This is a genomic window from Bartonella sp. TT29SHDZB, assembly GCF_042193395.1.
Taxonomy (GTDB): domain Bacteria; phylum Pseudomonadota; class Alphaproteobacteria; order Rhizobiales; family Rhizobiaceae; genus Bartonella.
This window is the reverse complement of sequence record NZ_JBHILQ010000001.1, coordinates 311391-330845: the sequence shown is the minus strand read 5'-3', so window position 1 is coordinate 330845 and position 19455 is coordinate 311391. Positions and strand designations below refer to the sequence as shown.

The 19455-nt window shown below is 38.7% G+C and carries 4 protein-coding genes and 1 pseudogene; all 5 read right to left on the bottom strand.

Annotated elements, in window-relative coordinates:
- A partial coding sequence (locus tag ACFIJJ_RS01205; RefSeq protein WP_375645697.1) for a Vomp family autotransporter occupies positions 1-4949 on the bottom strand: 4949 nt, incomplete at its 3' end.
- Positions 4950-5332: 383 nt separating this feature from the next.
- On the bottom strand, positions 5333-5689 hold the full coding sequence (locus ACFIJJ_RS01200) for a hypothetical protein (protein WP_375645696.1): 357 nt from the start codon (positions 5687-5689) through the stop codon (positions 5333-5335).
- A 329-nt stretch (positions 5690-6018) separates the two neighbouring features.
- Positions 6019-6276, bottom strand: a pseudogene (locus ACFIJJ_RS01195) (hypothetical protein); the annotation flags it as partial.
- A gap of 400 nt (positions 6277-6676) precedes the next feature.
- Positions 6677-12442 carry a YadA-like family protein gene (locus ACFIJJ_RS01190; RefSeq protein WP_375645694.1) on the bottom strand — a complete coding sequence of 1922 codons (5766 nt, stop codon included), beginning with the start codon at positions 12440-12442 and terminating at the stop codon, positions 6677-6679.
- A 630-nt stretch (positions 12443-13072) separates the two neighbouring features.
- Positions 13073-19159 (bottom strand): Vomp family autotransporter, encoded by a 6087-nt coding sequence (locus tag ACFIJJ_RS01185; protein ID WP_375645693.1) that lies wholly within the window; start codon positions 19157-19159, stop codon positions 13073-13075.
- Positions 19160-19455 lie beyond the last annotated feature (296 nt).

Genomic DNA, 19455 nt, shown 5'->3' with positions numbered 1-19455 from the left:
CCAGCACCAAGAGCAAATGCGGATTGTCCACGCCATGTGCCGCTACCAAATGAGACACTCAAAGATCCCGGCTCGTCAAAGTAACGTAGGTTGGATACTGCTAAACCAACGGCGGCTGCTTGCCTTGCCTCTTTGCGCACGCTCTTAATATCATAACTTAAAATATTAAACTTCATATCTGTATATCGGTCAGACCGATCAACAGCATCATCAATGGCATTAATAACAATATTATCCACCCGACTATCCGTATATTTTTTTGCATCATCGAGAACAATTTTCATCTGTTGTTGAGTGTAATCATGCAGTTGACCACCATTCACCGCTTCTTTCGAGTCCTTCTCAATACGGCCATCCGCAACATTATCAATTAAAACAGGTTCACTGGAATCTCCACCCTCTAAAGTGATCCTATTAGTTTTGTTTCCTTCTCCATCTTTATCATAGTTAACCGCACCATCTGCGACTGAAATTTCAATATCTTGTATATGTTGATGGATATTATCTACTCTGTTTTCAATTGTGTCTACCCTGTTTTCAACTTCTGTGACCTTCTTGTTCGTCTCCCATAGCTGTCCTCCATTTACAACTTCTTTTGAGCCTTTTTCAACTTTACCATCAGATACATTATCAATCTTGCTCGCTTTACCTTTATGACTAGCGTCATACATTCCTTTCTGTTCATTCCAATTTAAACCATTGGACGAGACATTGTTTTCAACATTTTGAATGCGGTCGTTTATCTTAGACATACTCTCACTTACGCCGTCAAAAGCACTGGCAACGTTATGATAATTCTTCTTTTCACCAGAGCTCCCGTCAGCCTTGAATTGTACTATCTTAAAAGTAGGAGCAGTCCATTCTCCATTATTATAGCCAGCGCCACCACCAAAATACGCAGCCAATTGGTTGCTCATAAGATAAAGTTGCGAACCATTTATAGCATCGGTTGAATTTTCAGTAATATCTCCATTGGCAAGAAACTTAATTTTGCTATTGGTTCTTCCCTCTCCATGCTGTGCTACAAATGCCTGCTCATCACCGTTCCACAACAAGGCGTCCCCTTTAACTTCTTGAGTAATATTCGTGATTTTTTCATTGACATCGTTTACCACATTCGTCAGATGCGTATTCACACTCTTCACATTTGCATCAAGACCTGTCAAAGCTGAGCCAACGTCATAATAGTTGGCTTTTGCCATCTGACCATCTGTATCAATAACAGATAAACTATATTTTGGTCCTTTAAAGGCACTATTCTTGAATGACGCACCACCACCAAAATAATTTGCTATATCTCCAGATATTTTATTAATTTGGTTCCCATTGATTGCATCATGCGATCCTTGCGCAATTATGCCATCTTTAACATTATGGAGAGCAACAGGGTCTTGGTTATCTACCCCACCTAAAGTTACGCTACCATAATTAATGGCACCGTTTTCTTTATCGTAGAGAACTGCAGCAGCTCTTGTGAGATTAATATCATTAGAAATCATCTCTATACTTTTATCAAGCTGGGCTTTGTTAACAGCTTCATCACTCCACTCTGCAGCTTTTACACCGGAAATTGTACGAGCATCACCAGATTCGTTTGCAACATTGATTTCTATACCACCTGTTGACTCACCAATGGTGATAGCACCTTCATTCTCTTCCTGCTTAACGAGGCTATTTTTTGTTGCATTCGTAATCTGATTTTGAATATTCGTGATAGAAGCATCAACAGCATTAAAAGTAGATTCAAAACCATTATGTGGCTTACCCTGAATAGTGTAAGTGGGAGCCTTACCGTTAGATACATCTGCACCACCACCAAAATATTGAGATGTATTTTGAGAAATTTTTGCTAGATTATTCGTAACAGTGGTAACATTCTGATTAGTAACAAAAAGTTGTGAACCATTTACCGCATCGGTTGAATTAGCAGAAATGTCTCCATTGGCAAGAAACTTAATTTTGCTATTGGTTCTTCCCTCTCCATGCTGTGCTACAAATGCCTGCTCATCACCGTTCCACAACAAGGCGTCCCCTTTAACTTCTTGAGTAATATTCGTGATTTTTTCATTGACATCGTTTACCACATTCGTCAGATGCGTATTCACACTCTTCACATTTGCATCAAGACCTGTCAAAGCTGAGCCAACGTCATAATAGTTGGCTTTTGCCATCTGACCATCTGTATCAATAACAGATAAACTATATTTTGGTCCTTTAAAGGCACTATTCTTGAATGACGCACCACCACCAAAATAATTTGCTATATCTCCAGATATTTTATTAATTTGGTTCCCATTGATTGCATCATGCGATCCTTGCGCAATTATGCCATCTTTAACATTATGGAGAGCAACAGGGTCTTGGTTATCTACCCCACCTAAAGTTACGCTACCATAATTAATGGCACCGTTTTCTTTATCGTAGAGAACTGCAGCAGCACTTGTGAGATTAATATCATTAGAAATCATCTCTATACTTTTATCAAGCTGGGCTTTGTTAACAGCGTCATTAGCATTTACAGCTGCCTTCACACCAGAAATCGTCCTATCGTTGCCTGCATTATTTGCAACATTGATTTCTATACCACCTGTTGCCTTACCTATGGTGATAGTACCTTCATTCTCTTCTTGTTTAACGAGGCTGTTTTTTGTCGCATTCGTAATCTGATTTTGTATATTCGTGATAGAAGTATCAACAGTACTAAAAGCAGATTCAAAATCATTATGTGGCTTACCCTGAATAGTGTAAGTGGGAGCCTTACCGTTAGATACGTCTGCACCACCACCAAAATACTTTGATATATTTTTAGCAATTGTTGTCAGATTATTTGTAACAGTGTTAACATTCTGATTAGTAACAAAGAGCTGCGAACCATTCACTGCATCGGTTGAATTTTCAGTAATATCTCCATTGGCAAGAAATTTAATTTTGCTATTTTCTTTGTCTGCTCCATGCTGTGCTACAAATGCCTGCTCATTATTACTCCACAACAGAGAATCTTTAGAGACACCATCAATTTTCTGAGTAAACTCATTAGCTACATGTGTTAAGCGGCTATTCACATTGTTGATATTGTCATCAAGCCCTGTCAAAGCTGTACCAACATTATTATGGTCCTTAGTTACTGCTGCACCATCTTCAGAAATGTGCGATAAATGATAGTGCGGACCAAACAAGATACCGTCGTGAAAGTCCGCATCACCACCAAAAATGACTGCTACATCTCGGGATATTTTTTCAATCTGGCTACCATTAATTGCATCATGCGATCCTTGCGCAATCATGCCATCTTTAACATTATGGAGAGCAACCGGTGCCGTAGTCTTATCACCACCCAAAGTCACGCTATTATAATTAATGGTGCCATCTGCATTTTTATCATAAAGAACCGCAAAGTTATTTGCTTCTTTAATGACCTTAATACTGTCCGTGATATCTGCAATTTCACCATCAAGTTGTTTTTTATTAACGGCTTCATCATCCTTAACTGCTTCTTTCACACCGGAAATTGCACGAGCATCACCTGATTTGTTTGCAATATTAATCTCTGTGCCTTCTATTTCCTTACCGATGATGATACGATTTGTCTCTTCTTCTCGCTTAACAAGGCTATTGCTTTTTATAGTGTCAACAACATCTGCAATCTGACCATCGAGCTGTTGTTTATTAACAGCGTCGTTATTGTTTACAGCAGCCTTCACACCGGAAATTATCCTATCTTCACCCGATTTGTTTGCAACATTGATTTCAGAACCACCTGTTTCTATACCAATGGTGATACGACCTTCTTCTCCACCATCTTGCTTAACAAGACTATTTGCTGCTATTTGATTTTTTATCTCTTGTAGCTGCGCAAAATTCACTGCATCATCAGGTTCTTCCCCAGCTGCCACTCCTGTAATCTGCTTATTGCCAGCATTAATACCATCCACAGTTATACCAGCCCCATTAGCAAACAGAATGCCATCATCACTTATAGAGCTTCTTCCAGCGGTAACTCGTTCCACTTTAATATTCTCAGCTAGATCAAATTTTACATTATTGTCTTCCTCACCTTTTATAATCGTAAGGTTGCCACTTGCCGCTGACAAATCTACAGTATCTTTTATACCAACGGCTTTAGCATTTTCACCCCCAACAGACAAACTCCAACCTTGGTCTACGTATTTTTGTAATGATTTTAACTGCGCAACATTCACAGCATCAGTATCATAAGTACCAGCTGCCACCCCTTCAAGCTGGCGCGTCATCTGATTTACATCATTACCAATAGTTGCTGGACCCGCATTACTTTTCCATACTTCATTCTCTAGCTTTGACGGGCTTTTAGTGAGAAAATCGAAACCGTAAGCACCCGGACCCGCCTTACTCGAAGAACCGTCCCCAAGAATAACCTTTCCATACGCCCGCGTTTCAGGCCCAGACCCTATAGCAACAGTTTCATCACCATCAGCCCTCACTCGTAAAGAATAAGCATTTACGAATGCATCTCTATTATCATCTTGGTTATTATATCCGGCATCTGTTGCGATATTACCTAGTCCTAAAGCGTGCGCTGTAGAGTCTATAGCTACACTTTTCCCCTTTTCCGTATATTTCTCTGGATCTAAAATAACAGCGCCACCCACTGTAAAGATATTTTGTGCATCTTTCCATACAAACCTTCCGTCGACTGTTAAAACATTTATGGCAGAATTATCCCCCCCCATACCACTTGTATAATTATTATAAGCAGAAAGAGTACTTTGCGGATAAACCACGGCAGCATTCTTCACATTTTCAAGAGATGCTTTTGTTAAATCGAGATTTGCTGAAAAAACAGGAGCAGCATTCGATAAAAACAAGGCAACCGCAGTTCCCAACGAAGCTACTTTAAACAATGATGATCGACGATGTGAGCGAGAAAAACTCAAATCACGCAGATTTTGTGTAGTATATAATTTTTTCATAATACCCCCTTCATAATAATAGATTAAAAACACAAAAAAGGTATGCTCTAGAACTCTAAAGCTTTCTTATTTTCTTTGCGTGTTCCTGCTTTTACAGCGTGTTTTAGGACATAAATAAAATTAAGACATAAACTGTTGTTTCTACAGTGTCTTTAGAGGGTAACTAGGGGCAGGTTCGTGAAAGTCAATTTGAGGAAGGTAAAAAAATACTTAATATTAGAATGGATTTCGTTTTTCTATCAAAGGTTTTGTGTCGTTTTTAGCTTTGATCTCTTTGAAAAAGGTATAATTTTTTGTGCCTATTAATCATCCGCTTAGGCATCAGTTTATTTTTCGTGAATAAGATTTTTTTATTTCATAAGAGGATTTATGAAAGCTTTTTACTAAAATGCCCCATCTATATCCTTACTAATAGTAATGTGTCTCGTTGCTGTATCCTGTTTTACAAAAATACTCACTGCTACTTGTTCTTTTATTCCCTTCAGTTGTGAAAAATTTACTGCATCAGTATTACTAGTTCCTTCTGCAATATTTGTTACTTTTTTACTTGCCGCATTAATACTACCGGTGGTTATTTGCAAACCATCAGTAATTACTAAGTCTGTTGCATCGACTGTTGTTTTCTCTCCTAATGTTATGCTTTTCAATGCTATATCATTCGCAAAACCAAATATGAGATTATTTTCATCGTCCTTATCTCTTTTAACCCTGAAGTTACTTCCTCCCGATGAAAAATTCATTGTACTATCTAGCACCCATATCTTTAGCTGCCTCACCAGAAATAGACAGTTTCCACCCTTTTTTTCTTATGACTTCTTCTAAATCTTGCAACTGTCTCAGGTTCACTGCATCGGCAGATTTGCTATCAGCTGCTACGCCTATAATTTGTCGCGTTATGTTCTTACTAGGAACACCAATACTTACTGAAACTTTCGTACTTTTCCATTGAGATTAGGTGTTTTTAGCCAGTCCTTGCAGAACAGACGTATCCCCAAAAACGCCAGCAGTCCTACCAGACACAGAGCTGTTCCCGATAGCCCCCCATCAACCATCACTTTAGAATAGGAACCTAAAGCGATACTTCCAACCCCTTTTGCTTTTGAATAGAAGCCCATAGAAATAGCTTCTTGAGCAAATGCTTATGTACGGAGTGACCAAGAGCAATCGAACCATATTCTAAAGCTTTAGAAACAGCTCCTACTACTGTTGAATAATCACTCTTCGAAAGAGTATAATCATTTTCCCCGTGTTCGCTCTTCTTATTATATTCACCACCTACTGCGACACTGCTTTTCTCTAAAGCATGAGCCATATTGCCTACAGCAACGCTCCATTATTTTTCCGTTTGCGCTCCACTACCCTAAAGCAATACTTGTGTTTGGAGTACGTTGCATATCTGTAGAGCGTTGCATTATAAAGCATACGTTTAAAACTATACGAAAATAAAAGCTAAAACTGTCTTCTTTTAATAAAGGGTATATTCGTATTTACATTGCTTGAAGCATTTTAATAAATCAAAATAATAGCAATCAATTTTTTGAATCTTTACCACTAAGCTCTTTTATTCTCAACAAAAGTTGTCATAGGCTTTTTATATTCGGATTTTATATAATTACGGGAGTTTTATACATTTAGAATAGCTTTAGAGAGTTCTGGAAGAAAGTAAAAAATTTGCCCTTTTCTTAAATAAGAAAAAGGCAAATCAATTTTATGGATTTAGTCGTTTATTAGTTGAGTATCACATTAACCCCTGTACTTATACCCCAGTGACCTCCAGAAGTGGTAATTGACAAGTTGGAACCAATATCACCGTTCTCTGAAGTATAACCTGCACCAAAAGCAAAAGCAGATTGACTACGCCATAAACCACTACCAAATGCGATTGTTAATTTTCCAGGAATATCACTATAGCGTAAACCAGCTACCGCTAAACCAACAGCTGCTGCTTGTCTTGCCTCTTTTCGAACATCCTCAACAGCATAACTTAATGTCGAAAACTTCATATCCGTATACGAATTAGCCCCACTAACTCCATCTTTTACAAGATGAGAAATTTGCTCATCCGTATACTTATTGGCACTTTCAAGCACAAAATCCATCTTATCTTTTAATTGACCACCATTAACCGCTTCTTTCGAATCTTTTTCAACCCTTCCATCGGCTACATTGTCTATTAATACTGGAGAACTGTCATCTCCACCAACTAATGTAACTTTATTGGTCTTTTTGCCCGTTTTTTTATCTTTATCGTATTGTACAGATCCCTCCGTAACTTTATTTTCAATATCCTTGACCTGATCTGTAATCATTTGCTGAGTTTCCCAAAGCTGTCCTCCATTCACAGCTTCTTTTGAATCTCTGTCTACCTTGCCATCCTCTACATTGATAATCTTACTTGGACTCTTAACACCCTGAGCATCAACATGAGATGCATCATAGCTTCCTTTTTCTTCATTCCAATTCAGACTATTCGAAGAGGTACCCTTTTCAACTTCTTTTATACGATCGTTGATAGTGCTCATGCTGTCATTAACAACATCAAATGCTTCAGAGACACTATTACGCTCCTCTTTATCACCTTTCGTACCATCCTTATTAAAGACCTGAACGGTGAATTTTGGTCCTTGCCAGTTTCCTTCCTTATCATAACCAGCTCCTCCACCAAAATATGAGGCAAATGTCTGTTGAAGAGTATAAATCTGACCACCATTAATCGCATCAGTCGAATCTTCTGATATCTTTCCTTTCGCAAGGAACGTGATCTTGCTGTTTTCCTTGTTACCTTCTTTCTCATGCTGTGCTACAAACGCACCTGCATCATCACTCCACAACAACGCATTTTGCTCAATGTTGTCTGAAATCTCATTATGAAGATTCTTGAAAACCTTATTTACACCGGCAAACGCGGCTGCAATGCTATCATAATCCTCCTCTACAAAGCTTCCATCTTCTTGGAAAGTCATTATCTTGAAACCTGGAAGCGCCCAGCCATCACCATCATATTTAGCATCACCACCAAAATACTTTGCTAGCGACTGATTCAGATCATAAATCTGTCCGCCATTAACCGCATCACTCGAGCCTGATACTATAGAGCCAGCCGCAAGTGATGTGATCTTGCTTGCTTTTCTGTCATCACCTTTCCCATGCAGAGCGACAAAAGCTTTGTCACCATCGCTCCAAGATAAAGAATCTTGTGCAACTCCCTCTGAGACCTCCTTAATGCGAGCGTTCACATTCTTGATATTCTCATCAAGCCCTTTAAAGGCAGAACCAACATCGGTATGCGGTTTATCTGTTACTTCACCACCTTTATCAATACTGGATAAATTATAAGTTGGCCCTTTAAAAGCACCATCCTTAAATTCAGCATCTCCACCCAACAATTTTGCTATATCCATTGAAAGAATGTGAACCTGTCCTCCATTGATAACATCCGTTGAGTTTTCCGCAATCGATCCGGCGGCTACATTATGGAGCGCAACAGGTGTAGCATCCTTCCCTTTCCCAAAAGTTACATTTGTATAATCAGTTTGATTATCTGTTGTTTTATCGTAAAGAACAACAGAAGAACTATCCGACAGAAGGGTATCAGAAAGATCCTTCAAACCTTTATCAAATTGTTCTTTGTTCACAGCTTCATTGGCTTTTTCTGCTGCCTTTACACCAGAAAGAGTTCGATCCTTACCACCCTTGTTTGCGATATTGATTTCACTACCTTCTACTCCTTTACCAATGTTGATAACATCTTCATTTTTCGTAACAAGCAAATTACTGATTACATCGCTGATCGCAGTTTGAACCTTTGTGAAAAGTTTACCCACACCTGAAAATGCATCTGATACATTCTTATAGCTTGATTCAGCTTCAGTGCCATCATCATTGATAATTTTTAGCTTAAAATCAGGAACTTTCAATTCCCCATCCTTATATTCAGCGTCATCAGAAAAATATTTTGCAACCTTATCGCCCAGTAAATAAAGTTGAGAACCATTTACGGCATCCATCGATTCTTTCGTAATATCTCCTACAGCAAGCGATGTGATTTTACTTGCCTTTCTGTCATCACCTTCCCCATGCTGGGCAACAAAAGCTTTGTCAGCATCGCTCCAAGATAAAGAATCTTGTGCAACTCCTTCTGAGACTTCCTTAATGCGAGCATTCACATTCTTGATATTGTCATCAAGTCCTTTAAAGGCAGAACCAACATCGGTATGCGGTTTATCTGTTACAACACCTTTTTCATCAATATTCGATAATTTATACTCTGGTACTTTAAAGTTTTTGCCATCAAAGGATACATCTCCACCTAAAATTTTTGATAAATCCTCAGTGATTGTATGAAGCTGATCGCCATTAATCGCATCACTCGAAGCTGATATTATAGAACCTGCGGCAAGCGATGTGATCTTGCTGTTTTCCTTTTCTCCATCTTTTTCCCCATGCTTGGCTACAAAGGATTGTTCTTTACCATCCCACAACAGAGCATCGCCTTGGACAGATTCTTTGATATTCGTGACTTTGTCATTAAAATCATTAACGATGTTCTGCACATTCTTATTCACAGTCTGGAAATTCTTATCAATTCCGTCAAAGGCTTCTGCTACATTATTGTAGGTTTTTTCTTCAACTTCAATTTCATTGCTCTCTGAGTTGAAAACTTTGAGTTTGAAGGTTGGTTTGTTCAATACGCCATTCTCATACGTAGCATCGCCGCCAAAATATTCTGCAACTTTGTTGCCCAGTGCATAAAGCTGGGAACCTGTTATAGTTTCGTGCGAATCTTTCTCTACCTTACCATCAGCGACATTAACAATCTTGCTCGCACCCTTCTCACCATGAGCAGCATTGTAGGCACCACCATCACCTACACTGCCATCCCAATTTAAACTATTCGAAGAGAGGTCATTTTCAAATTCCTTTATACGAGCATTCACATTCTTGATATTATCATCAAGTCCTTTAAAGGCAGAACCAACATCGGTATGAGATTTATCTGTTACTTCACCTTTTTTATCAATATTCGATAATTTATACCCTGGTACTTTAAAGTTTTTTCCATCAAAGGATACATCTCCACCTAAAATTCTTGATAAATCTCCAGTGATTGTATGAAGCTGACCACCATTAACGGCATCTGTCGAATTTGTGCTAAGATCTCCACCCGCAAGACCTGTTATTTTTTTACCTGCAGCATCAATACCATCCGCTATTACTTTGGGACCATTTTCAATGGTTAATCCCGTTTTATCTAAAGTGACGCCTTTTAATTTTACACTGTTCAATGTGACATCTTGTGCCAAATCAAATGTTATTTTTTTGTCTTTATTGTCTGTTGTATCACTATTTTTAATCTCAAAGTTTTTGCTTCCAGAAACCAAATTTAATATATCACCCGGCTGAAAGTTTGAAACAGCCTTATCATTAAGAGAAAGTGTCCACCCTTGTGCTACAAATTCTCTTAATTTTTTCAGCTGTGCAATGTTGACGGCATCAGTGTCTGCATAACCCGCTGCTACACCTGTAAGCTGTCGTGTTATCTTATTCGGAGTATCACCAACACTAAAAGCTCCTTGAGTGCTCTTCCATATCACACCATCATCCGTTGACTGGCTCCCTATGGAAGGATCATAGCCAACTGCGGACACTGAGTTACGAGAAACAGATTTATAACCCACAGCAACACCACCCTCAGGAAGTACTTGTACATTTGAACCTAATGCCATACTATTTTTAGCTGTTGCGGCTGAAAGTCCACCTAATGCAATACTATTTTCACCAGATGCATTTGCAAAACCACCTAATGCGATACTATTTTCACCAGATACATTTGCAGAACCACCTAATGCAATACCATTGTCGGCAGTTGCACTTGAAAGCTTACCTATAGCAATACTTTCTTGCCCACCTTTTCCCTCACTGGCAGCAATTGTAATGCTCTCCGTTTCGGCATGCCATTTAAAAACACTATCATCAGCGGCTTTTTTAATCTCATTGTGAAGATTTACATAAGACTTACCCACACCCTCAAAGGCTTTTGCTACATTTGGAAAACTTTCTTCTTCAATCTCACTCGTCTCAGGATTTAAAGTTTTAATTTTGAACTCTGGATTATCCCATTGACCATTCGTAAATTTAACACCACCGCCTAAATATCCAGCTATATGGGTAGCTACAACATTCAACTGACTACCATTTACCGCCTCTTGTGAATCTGCACTAAGATCACCAGATGTAACACCCGTTACCTTTTTATTTCCAGCATCAATACCACCGGTGGTTATTTTCGGACCATCAGTAACTACTAAGCCCGTGGCATCGAAGGTATTTGTACCTGCTTTTAAGCTTGTTAACGTAATGTCTTGAGCCAGATCAAATTTTACTTTATTGTCATCTTCGCCCTTTGTAATATTTAGGTTGCTACTTCCAGCAGAAAAATCTACCGCGCTATCCATAAGAACAGTTGTAGCATTTTTATCTCCAACAGAGAATTTCCAACCGTTTTGTCTTACAACTTGTTCTAAGTCCTGCAACTGTCTAAGGTTCACTGCATCGGTAACATTAGAACCAGCTGCTACGCCTGTAATTTGTCTGGTTATACCCTTACTATAATCACCAACACTAACTGAGCCCCGCGTACTTTTCCATTGCGCCTCAACGTTTGTTGCAGACCCCTGCAACAAAGAAGTGTAGCCAAGCTCACCAGCAGCCCTATCAGCTACAGAATCGCTTCCTAGAGCAACACCTTCCGCAACCGTCACATTAGAGCTAGCGCCTATAGCAATTCCCTGCGGCGCCTGCTCCTGTGCATATGCATTGTACCCCATAGCAATCGCTTCATTTGCATAACTATGTGCTTTACTACCGAAGGCTATTGAAAAATCACCTAATGAAGCTGTTCTCTCTTTTTCATCATAACTATCGGTTAGAGAAGAACCGATTGCAATGCTATTTTTAGTATTTCTACTACTACCGGCTAAAGCAGTTAAGCCGATTGCAATCCCTTGGTCAGCCTTCGTCTGCGCTACCTGCCCGTAAACAATAGCATCATGAGCTTCTCCCTGAGCTCGTTCACCATGGACAAGAGGATTACCCAAATTCTCATCCCTAGTTATCTGATCTCCCTTTACAACTCTTGGAGTTAAAGCTGCTCTTGTGATTTTTTTACTTCCAACATTCATATCAATTGAACGTATCGAATCGCTGGTTTCTGCCAAAACATTCACTATAGGACTATAATCGCTTACACCAGTAAGAGTTTTGGTTAAAAAATTTGCATAGTCATCAGCAACACTTACCTTGGATGTCAAAGCAACATTCAGCGCTGTTAAATAATTTTCCTGTGATGAACTAGAAGAATCCAAATCATTCGAAAAAACAGGGGAAATACTGGCTAAAAGTGCCGCTATTGAAGTCAAGGGTAGGACTTTAATAAAAGGAAAACGGGAAAATTTTAAATTGCTCCCTGTTAATTTTGTATATAATTTTTTCATAATGAACTCCCCAATGAAAGAAATAACTATAAACACAAAAAAGACACATTTAAACGCTATAGAGCCTTTTAAAGTTGTTTTTTCTAAATGTATTCAAAAATTTAGTACCTGACTGAAAAGATAAAGAAGTTGTTTTTAAGGTTAATGCGTTTTGCTCTTTTACATTTCCTAAGAAAGTAAATTTTTTTGTGGTGATTTGTTTTTTTAACTTTTAAGCTTATTGGTTGTTTTTTGCAAGGGATAGAGTTAATTTAGTATATTGTTTTATAACTTCTTCCAGTAAAATTGAAATACATTTGAATGTGTACTTTTATCTTAGTAGAAAACTTTTTAATAGATTTGTAGAGAGCAAAAGGGTTTTTTCTATCTGTAGAGTGCTACAGATTTTTCAGATTTAAAAATTAAAGAAGAAAATAATGAACTTATAATTTATGAAAAAACTTATTATCTTATTTTGAAATAAGAAGTTCATTTTGTTGAAAGTGTATAGGTTTTTTCTGTTTTTTAAACCTGTATTTGTCGTTATAGCGCTTATCAATTTATATATATAATTTTTACATACGTAACAACAATTCACCCCTGCCTCATGAGACAGGGGTGAAAAGGAATTTTTATGTATTTTGTTTATTATCAGTTCAATGTCATATTGAATCCCGCACCTACACCCCAATGACCTCCAGAAGTCGTTGCGGATATATTAGAGCGGTATTTTCCATTTTCTGAGGTGTAACCTGCACCAAAGGCAAATGCAGACTGACTACGCCATAAACCAGTACCAAATCCAACGCTTAATTTTCCAGGTGTATCATTGTAGCGTAAGTTAGACACCGCAAGACCAATAGCCGCTGCTTGTCTTGCCTCTTTTTTCACACTCTCAATACTGTAGTTTAAAACGTTAAACTTCATATCTGTATATTGTTTAGACTGATCAACAGCATCATCAATCGCATCAATCACAATATTATTAACCCGTTGATCTGTGTAGTGCTTGGATTCATCAAGAATAATCTTCATCTGTTCTTTAGTATAGTCATGGAGTTGACCACCATTTACAGCTTCTTTTGATCCCTTCTCAATTTTACCATCAGCTACATTATCAATCATAACAGGTTCACTAGGATCGCCACCCGCTAATGTGATTTTATTAGTCTTTTTGCCGTTTTCATCTCTGTCATAACGAACAGCGTCCTCAGCAATATCATTAACTTTGTTTTCAATATTGAAAACCGTTTCACCAATATCCGTAACCGTAGTGGAAATATTGTCGACTCTGTTGGTAAGATGCTTCACATCTTTTTCGACACCCGTGACACGTTCATTGGTTTTCCAAAGTTGCCCACCATTAACTGCATCTTTCGAGCCTTCTGCAATTTTACCATCAGCTACATTGATAATTTTATTTGGCTTGCCATCGCGACCAGCATCATAGGCTTTTTCTTTATCATTCCACTTTAAAGCATCTGAATCGACCTTGTTGATAACATCATTAATACGGTTATTTATGTTTACCATACCGCCATTAATGCCACCAAGTGCTTCAGCAACATTATTGTAGTTTTTCTCCTCCCCAACAGTACCATCGGCATTAAATTGAGAAATCTTGAAATTAGGAGCGTTCCATTTTCCATTATTATAGCCAGCACCACCACCAAAATACGCAGCCAATTGGTTGCTCATGAGATAAAGCTGGTTACCGGTAATGGCATCGGTTGAATTCGCAGCAATTCTGCCATCTTTAACATTAAGGAGAGCAACTGGTCCGACATTGTTCTTGCCACCCAAGGTCACGCTACCATAATTGATACTACCATCTTCATTTTTATCGTAGAGAACTGCTGCAGCACTTGCAAAATCAATATCTTTAGAAATTTTCTCTATGCTTTTATCAAGTTGGTCTTTGTTAACAGCTTCATCACCCTTCTCTGCTGCCTTAACACCAGAAATAGAACGCGCTACACCAGCATATCCTGCAATATTGATCTCAGTACCAGCGGTATCCTTACCAATAGTAATAACACCTGATGCACCTCCATCTTGCTTAACAAGACTATTTTTTACCACATCGGAAATCTTATTATCAATCTTATGGATAGAAATATTCACACCAGTAAACGCATCTGTAACATTATTATATGCCTTATCCTGAATAAGGAAGGTTGGCTCTACACCGTTCAGTACATCTGTACTGCCACCAAAATATTTCGATGTATTTTCAGCAACTTTTTTAAGATTGTCAGTAACAGTTGTAACCTTCTCATTCGTAGCAAAAAGCTGTGAACCATTTACAGCATCTGTGGATGTTCGAGAAATCGTTCCATCTTTCACACCAGAAAGAGTTCTTTCTTCACCACCTTTATTTACGAAGCTGATTTTAGTACCACCGGTTGCTTTACCCACAGTAATAAGACCATCTTCTCCCTCTTGCTGAACCAAACTATTTTCTGTGATATTAGAAATTTGATTGTGAATTGCGCTAAAAGTATTGTTCACACCTTCAAAAGCATCAGCAACATTCGAATAAGGCTGCTTAGAGGAAGTGCCATCAGCCTTGAATTGGATAACTTTGAAAGTGGGAGCATGCCAATTACCAGCGTCATCATACCCAGCACCACCACCAAAATATTTAGCAACATCATTTATTGCATAGAGCAAATGCTGATTAACATGCCTGATGTTCATATTAAGCCCTGACAAAGCCGATCCAACATCATTATGTTCCATCTGTTTTTCCTGGCCATGTTCATCAATAGTAGTTAAATTATATCTCGGTCCTCTAAAGACTCCATTCTCATAGCTAGCACCACCGCCAAAATAATTCGCAATCTTATCACCCATCTTATAAAGTTGAGAACCGTTTATTGCATCTGTTGAATCTCCTGAAATATCGCCATCCGCAAGGAACTTAATCTTACTATCTGTCTTCCGTCCATTTGGTCCATGTAGTGCAACAAATGCACTCTCAGAACTGCTCCACAATAAAGCATCTTTAGAGAGCCCCTGAATTTCCTCAGTAAAATTATTGACTACATGTGTTAAACGACTATTCACATTTTTGACATTCGCATCAAGCCCTGTCAAAGCATCACCAACATTTTCAAAGGTTTTCTGTTCTACGTTACCATCTGCAGACACTTTAGATAGATTATATCTAGGGCCTACAAAAGTACCATCCTGAAATGCTGCATCCCCACCAAAGAATTTTGCAACATCTCCAGATATCTTATTGACCTGACTACCATTTATCGCTTCTGTTGAATCTTCTGAAATCTTTCCATTTTTCACACCTGCAATGAGCCGCCCTCCATCAGTACCTGTAATATCAATTTTCGTACCGCCTTTTTCTTTACCAATGGTAATAAGCTTTTCGCCCTCATTCCACTTAACAAGACTATTTTCTGTTACCTTGTTAATCTGACTATAAATATCTGTGATAGAAGTATCAACAGCAGCGAAAGCATCCGTTACATTGTCGTGTTTTATATTCTGAACAGTAAAAGTTGGTTTGATACCATTAAGTATATCTGTCTCCTCACCACCAAAAAAATCCACTATATTAGTAATATAACTAAACAGCTGACGACCATTTATTGCTTCTGTTGAATCGGAACTGACTTTTCCAACTGCAACGCCAGAAATAATTCGCTCTCTGTTTTCATCGTTTGTAATATCGATTTCGATACCACCTTTTTCGGCACCAATAGTAATAAGCTTCTGATCTTCACGCCATTTAACAAGGCTATTATCTTCTATTTGATCTTTTATGTCATTCAGCTGTGAAACATTTACGGCATCATTCTCATTAGTACCCTTTTGCACTCCTGTAATTTTTGTATTAGCAGCAAAAATACCACCCTTCGTCATGTTTGGACCATTCTTGATCATGAAACCGGCATTACTCATTCTGCTATCCCCTGTTTCTACACGACCAACTTTAATATATTCGCTTAAATCAAACTTTACTTCATTGTTATCACCTCTGGTAATTTTTATATTTGTATTCTCACTCTCATTATCATCATCGTCCTTCTGCTTAACTGCAACAAACTTTACTGTACTTCCTGCCCCAACATCTGTAGCATTATCACCATCAACAGAAAGCTTCCAACCCGTTTTAATTCCCGCTGTAACATCTTTCAGCTGCTTAAAATTCACAGCATCGGTATCATCAGTTCCGTTAGCAACTTTTGTGATTTTTTTATTGTAAGCATCAATACCATCAACAGTTATGCTTGGTCCTCCATCAACAAACGTAAAGCCATCGTTGCTCATAATGCTGTTGCCTGTCGTAACACTCGTGAGCTTAAGAGTATCATTCAAAGAAAATGTAACTCTATTATTATTGTCTTTTGCAATTTTTATATTTTTGCTTCCATCATCACTCGCACCCGCAACAAGATCTACTGTACTCCCAGCTTTAACATCTGTAGCATTGTTCCCATCAACAGAAAGTTTCCAGCCATTTTCTGCAAGTGTTTTTACATCTTTCAGCTGTTTATAATTCACCGCATCTGTATCTTCTTCCCCCTTAGCTACTCCTGTAATTTTTTTATTACCAGCATTAATACCATTTAAAGTTATGCTTGGTCCATTACCATCAATAAACGTAAAGCCATCGTTGCTCATAATGCTGTTGCCTGTCGTAACACTCGTCAACTTAAGAGTATCACTCAAAGAAAATGTAACTTTATTACTGTCTTTTGCAATTTTTATATTTTTGCTTCCGTCTTCACCCACAGCCGCAATAAGGTCTACTGTACTCCCAGCTTTAACATCTGTAGCATCGTTACCATCAACAGAAAGCTTCCAGCCTCCTGCCTCTGATATCATTCCTTCTATTTTTTTAAGCTGTGAAAAATTGACAGCATCGGTATCTTCTTCCCCTGCCGCTACCCCTTTAATCGTTTTATTACCAGCATGAATGCCTTGAACAGTTATGCTCGGCCCCTCGCCATTGTTAAATCTAAAGCCAGCAGCATCCATAACGCTCTCTCCTGCTGTGACAGTCATTACATTAATATCATCAGACAAACCAAATTCTACAGTATTGTCACCGTTTTTGGTAATTTTGATATTCGGGTTACTTTCGCGACCAGCTGATTGCAAATTTACCACACCGTTTGGACCAATATGCGTAGCATCTGCACCATTAACAGAAAGTTGCCAACTTGTTTTGAAACCATCTTTTACTTCTTTCAGCTGTTTATAATTCACTGCCTCATCATCTGCAGTCGCATCTGCCACCTTTGTAATCTGTTTATTGCCAGCATCAATACCATCAATAGTCATCATTGGCCCACGATCAATAATAAAACCATCATCACTGATAGAGCTTTGGCCTGTGGTGACTTTTGTAAGTGTGAGAGTATCACTTAAAGTAAATTCAATTTTATGCTTAGTGCCTTCAGTGTTTTTTGCAATCTTTAAGTTGTTTTTTCCTTTGTCGTTTTTACTTTTCACTGAAAAATCTATTATACTTCCTGGATTCACGTCTGTAAGATCGGTATCGTTAGCAGAAAGTTTCCAGCCCCCTCCCCCTGCTATAACTTCTCTCATAGCTTTTAGCTGCGCCACGTTTACCGCATCGGTATCTTCTTTACCAGCAGCTACACCGGTAATTTGCCGTGTTAAAGTACCGTTGCCATCATTACCCTCAGCCCCTACTTCACCAATACTAAAAGCACCTGCTGTACTTTTCCATGCAAGACCGCTCTTTTGGTTCGAGACTGTACCTGTTGCAGGATCATAAGCCTCGACACCTTTTGCTCTTCTAGAAACAGAACCACCCCCTATAGCAACACCATCAGTCTGAAAGACCTGCGCGTTTACACCAATAGCAACCGCATCATCCTTCTCAGTGTAAGCATAGGTACCTATAGAAATCGAATTTTCACCTTTTGCTGTTACTTTTCTATTAGGATTAACCTCTTCAGTTCTGTCAGAGCGCCTCCCCCCTATTGCAATAGAACCTGAACCTAAAGCTTCAGCATCTGTACCTATAGCAATCGTATAACTCTTTTCTGCCTTCACCTTTGTACCTAAAGCAATACTATTTGTACCTAATGCAGTTGCAAGCCCTCCAATAGCAACTGAAGATTTCCCCGACGCCTCTGATCCCACGCCCATAGCAACACTTGCTATACCTCCTGCAAGCGCAGAAACACCAAAAGCTTGTGCACCACCAGCCTTTGTAGTTGCACCAGCACCAAATGCTGTTGAATAATTCCCCGTTGCAGAAGAACCACAACCGGTTGCAAAAGAATAAACACCAAAAGCCTCAGGCATTGCATTAAAGATACCACCAGTGGGTGTTCCCATATAACCATTAGTGCTATCACTTACTACCCCATCACCAACCCAAGTAACCTTTTCGGTGGTCGTACCATAAGGACTACGACCTCCAAAAACTTTCTCACCAACAAATCTCTCATATTGCTCCTCTGCAGTTATTCGACTATTATTACTGACCCCTTGTTGTTGTTTGCCGCCACGACCGATAACATTGTCTGCACCACAGAAATCATCATCACCTGCAAAAACAATACTGCCATGACTACCGTGTAGATACTCAACCTGCGGCATATTAGAGCTTTTAACCGTTTGTCCTGTTATCGCAAGGTTTGCTGCAAAAACAGGAGAAACACTCGATAAGAGTGTCGCCATTACCGTACTAAGAGAGACAACTTTAATTAAATTTGGTGTGGAATATTTTTTTTTCATAAGAACCTCCTCCAACAGAGTTCAACATCATCACAACGCGCGAAAACACACATGGCAAAACCCTTAGTTTGCGCACTTCAAAAACCAATAAATCAAGACAAAACTCTCCCCCTTACGATACCGCTATCTTTACGGCATCGCCCTAAATCTCTGCAACAACATCGAATCTAGAAAAGTCCCCAACCCTTTTAGCTAGAGGGATTCAAGCTAAAAAATCAATAAAAACACAAGACTTTGAAAATATACCATAATCTCCATTTAAAAATACTGCGATTTATCTCTTAACAAAATAGTTT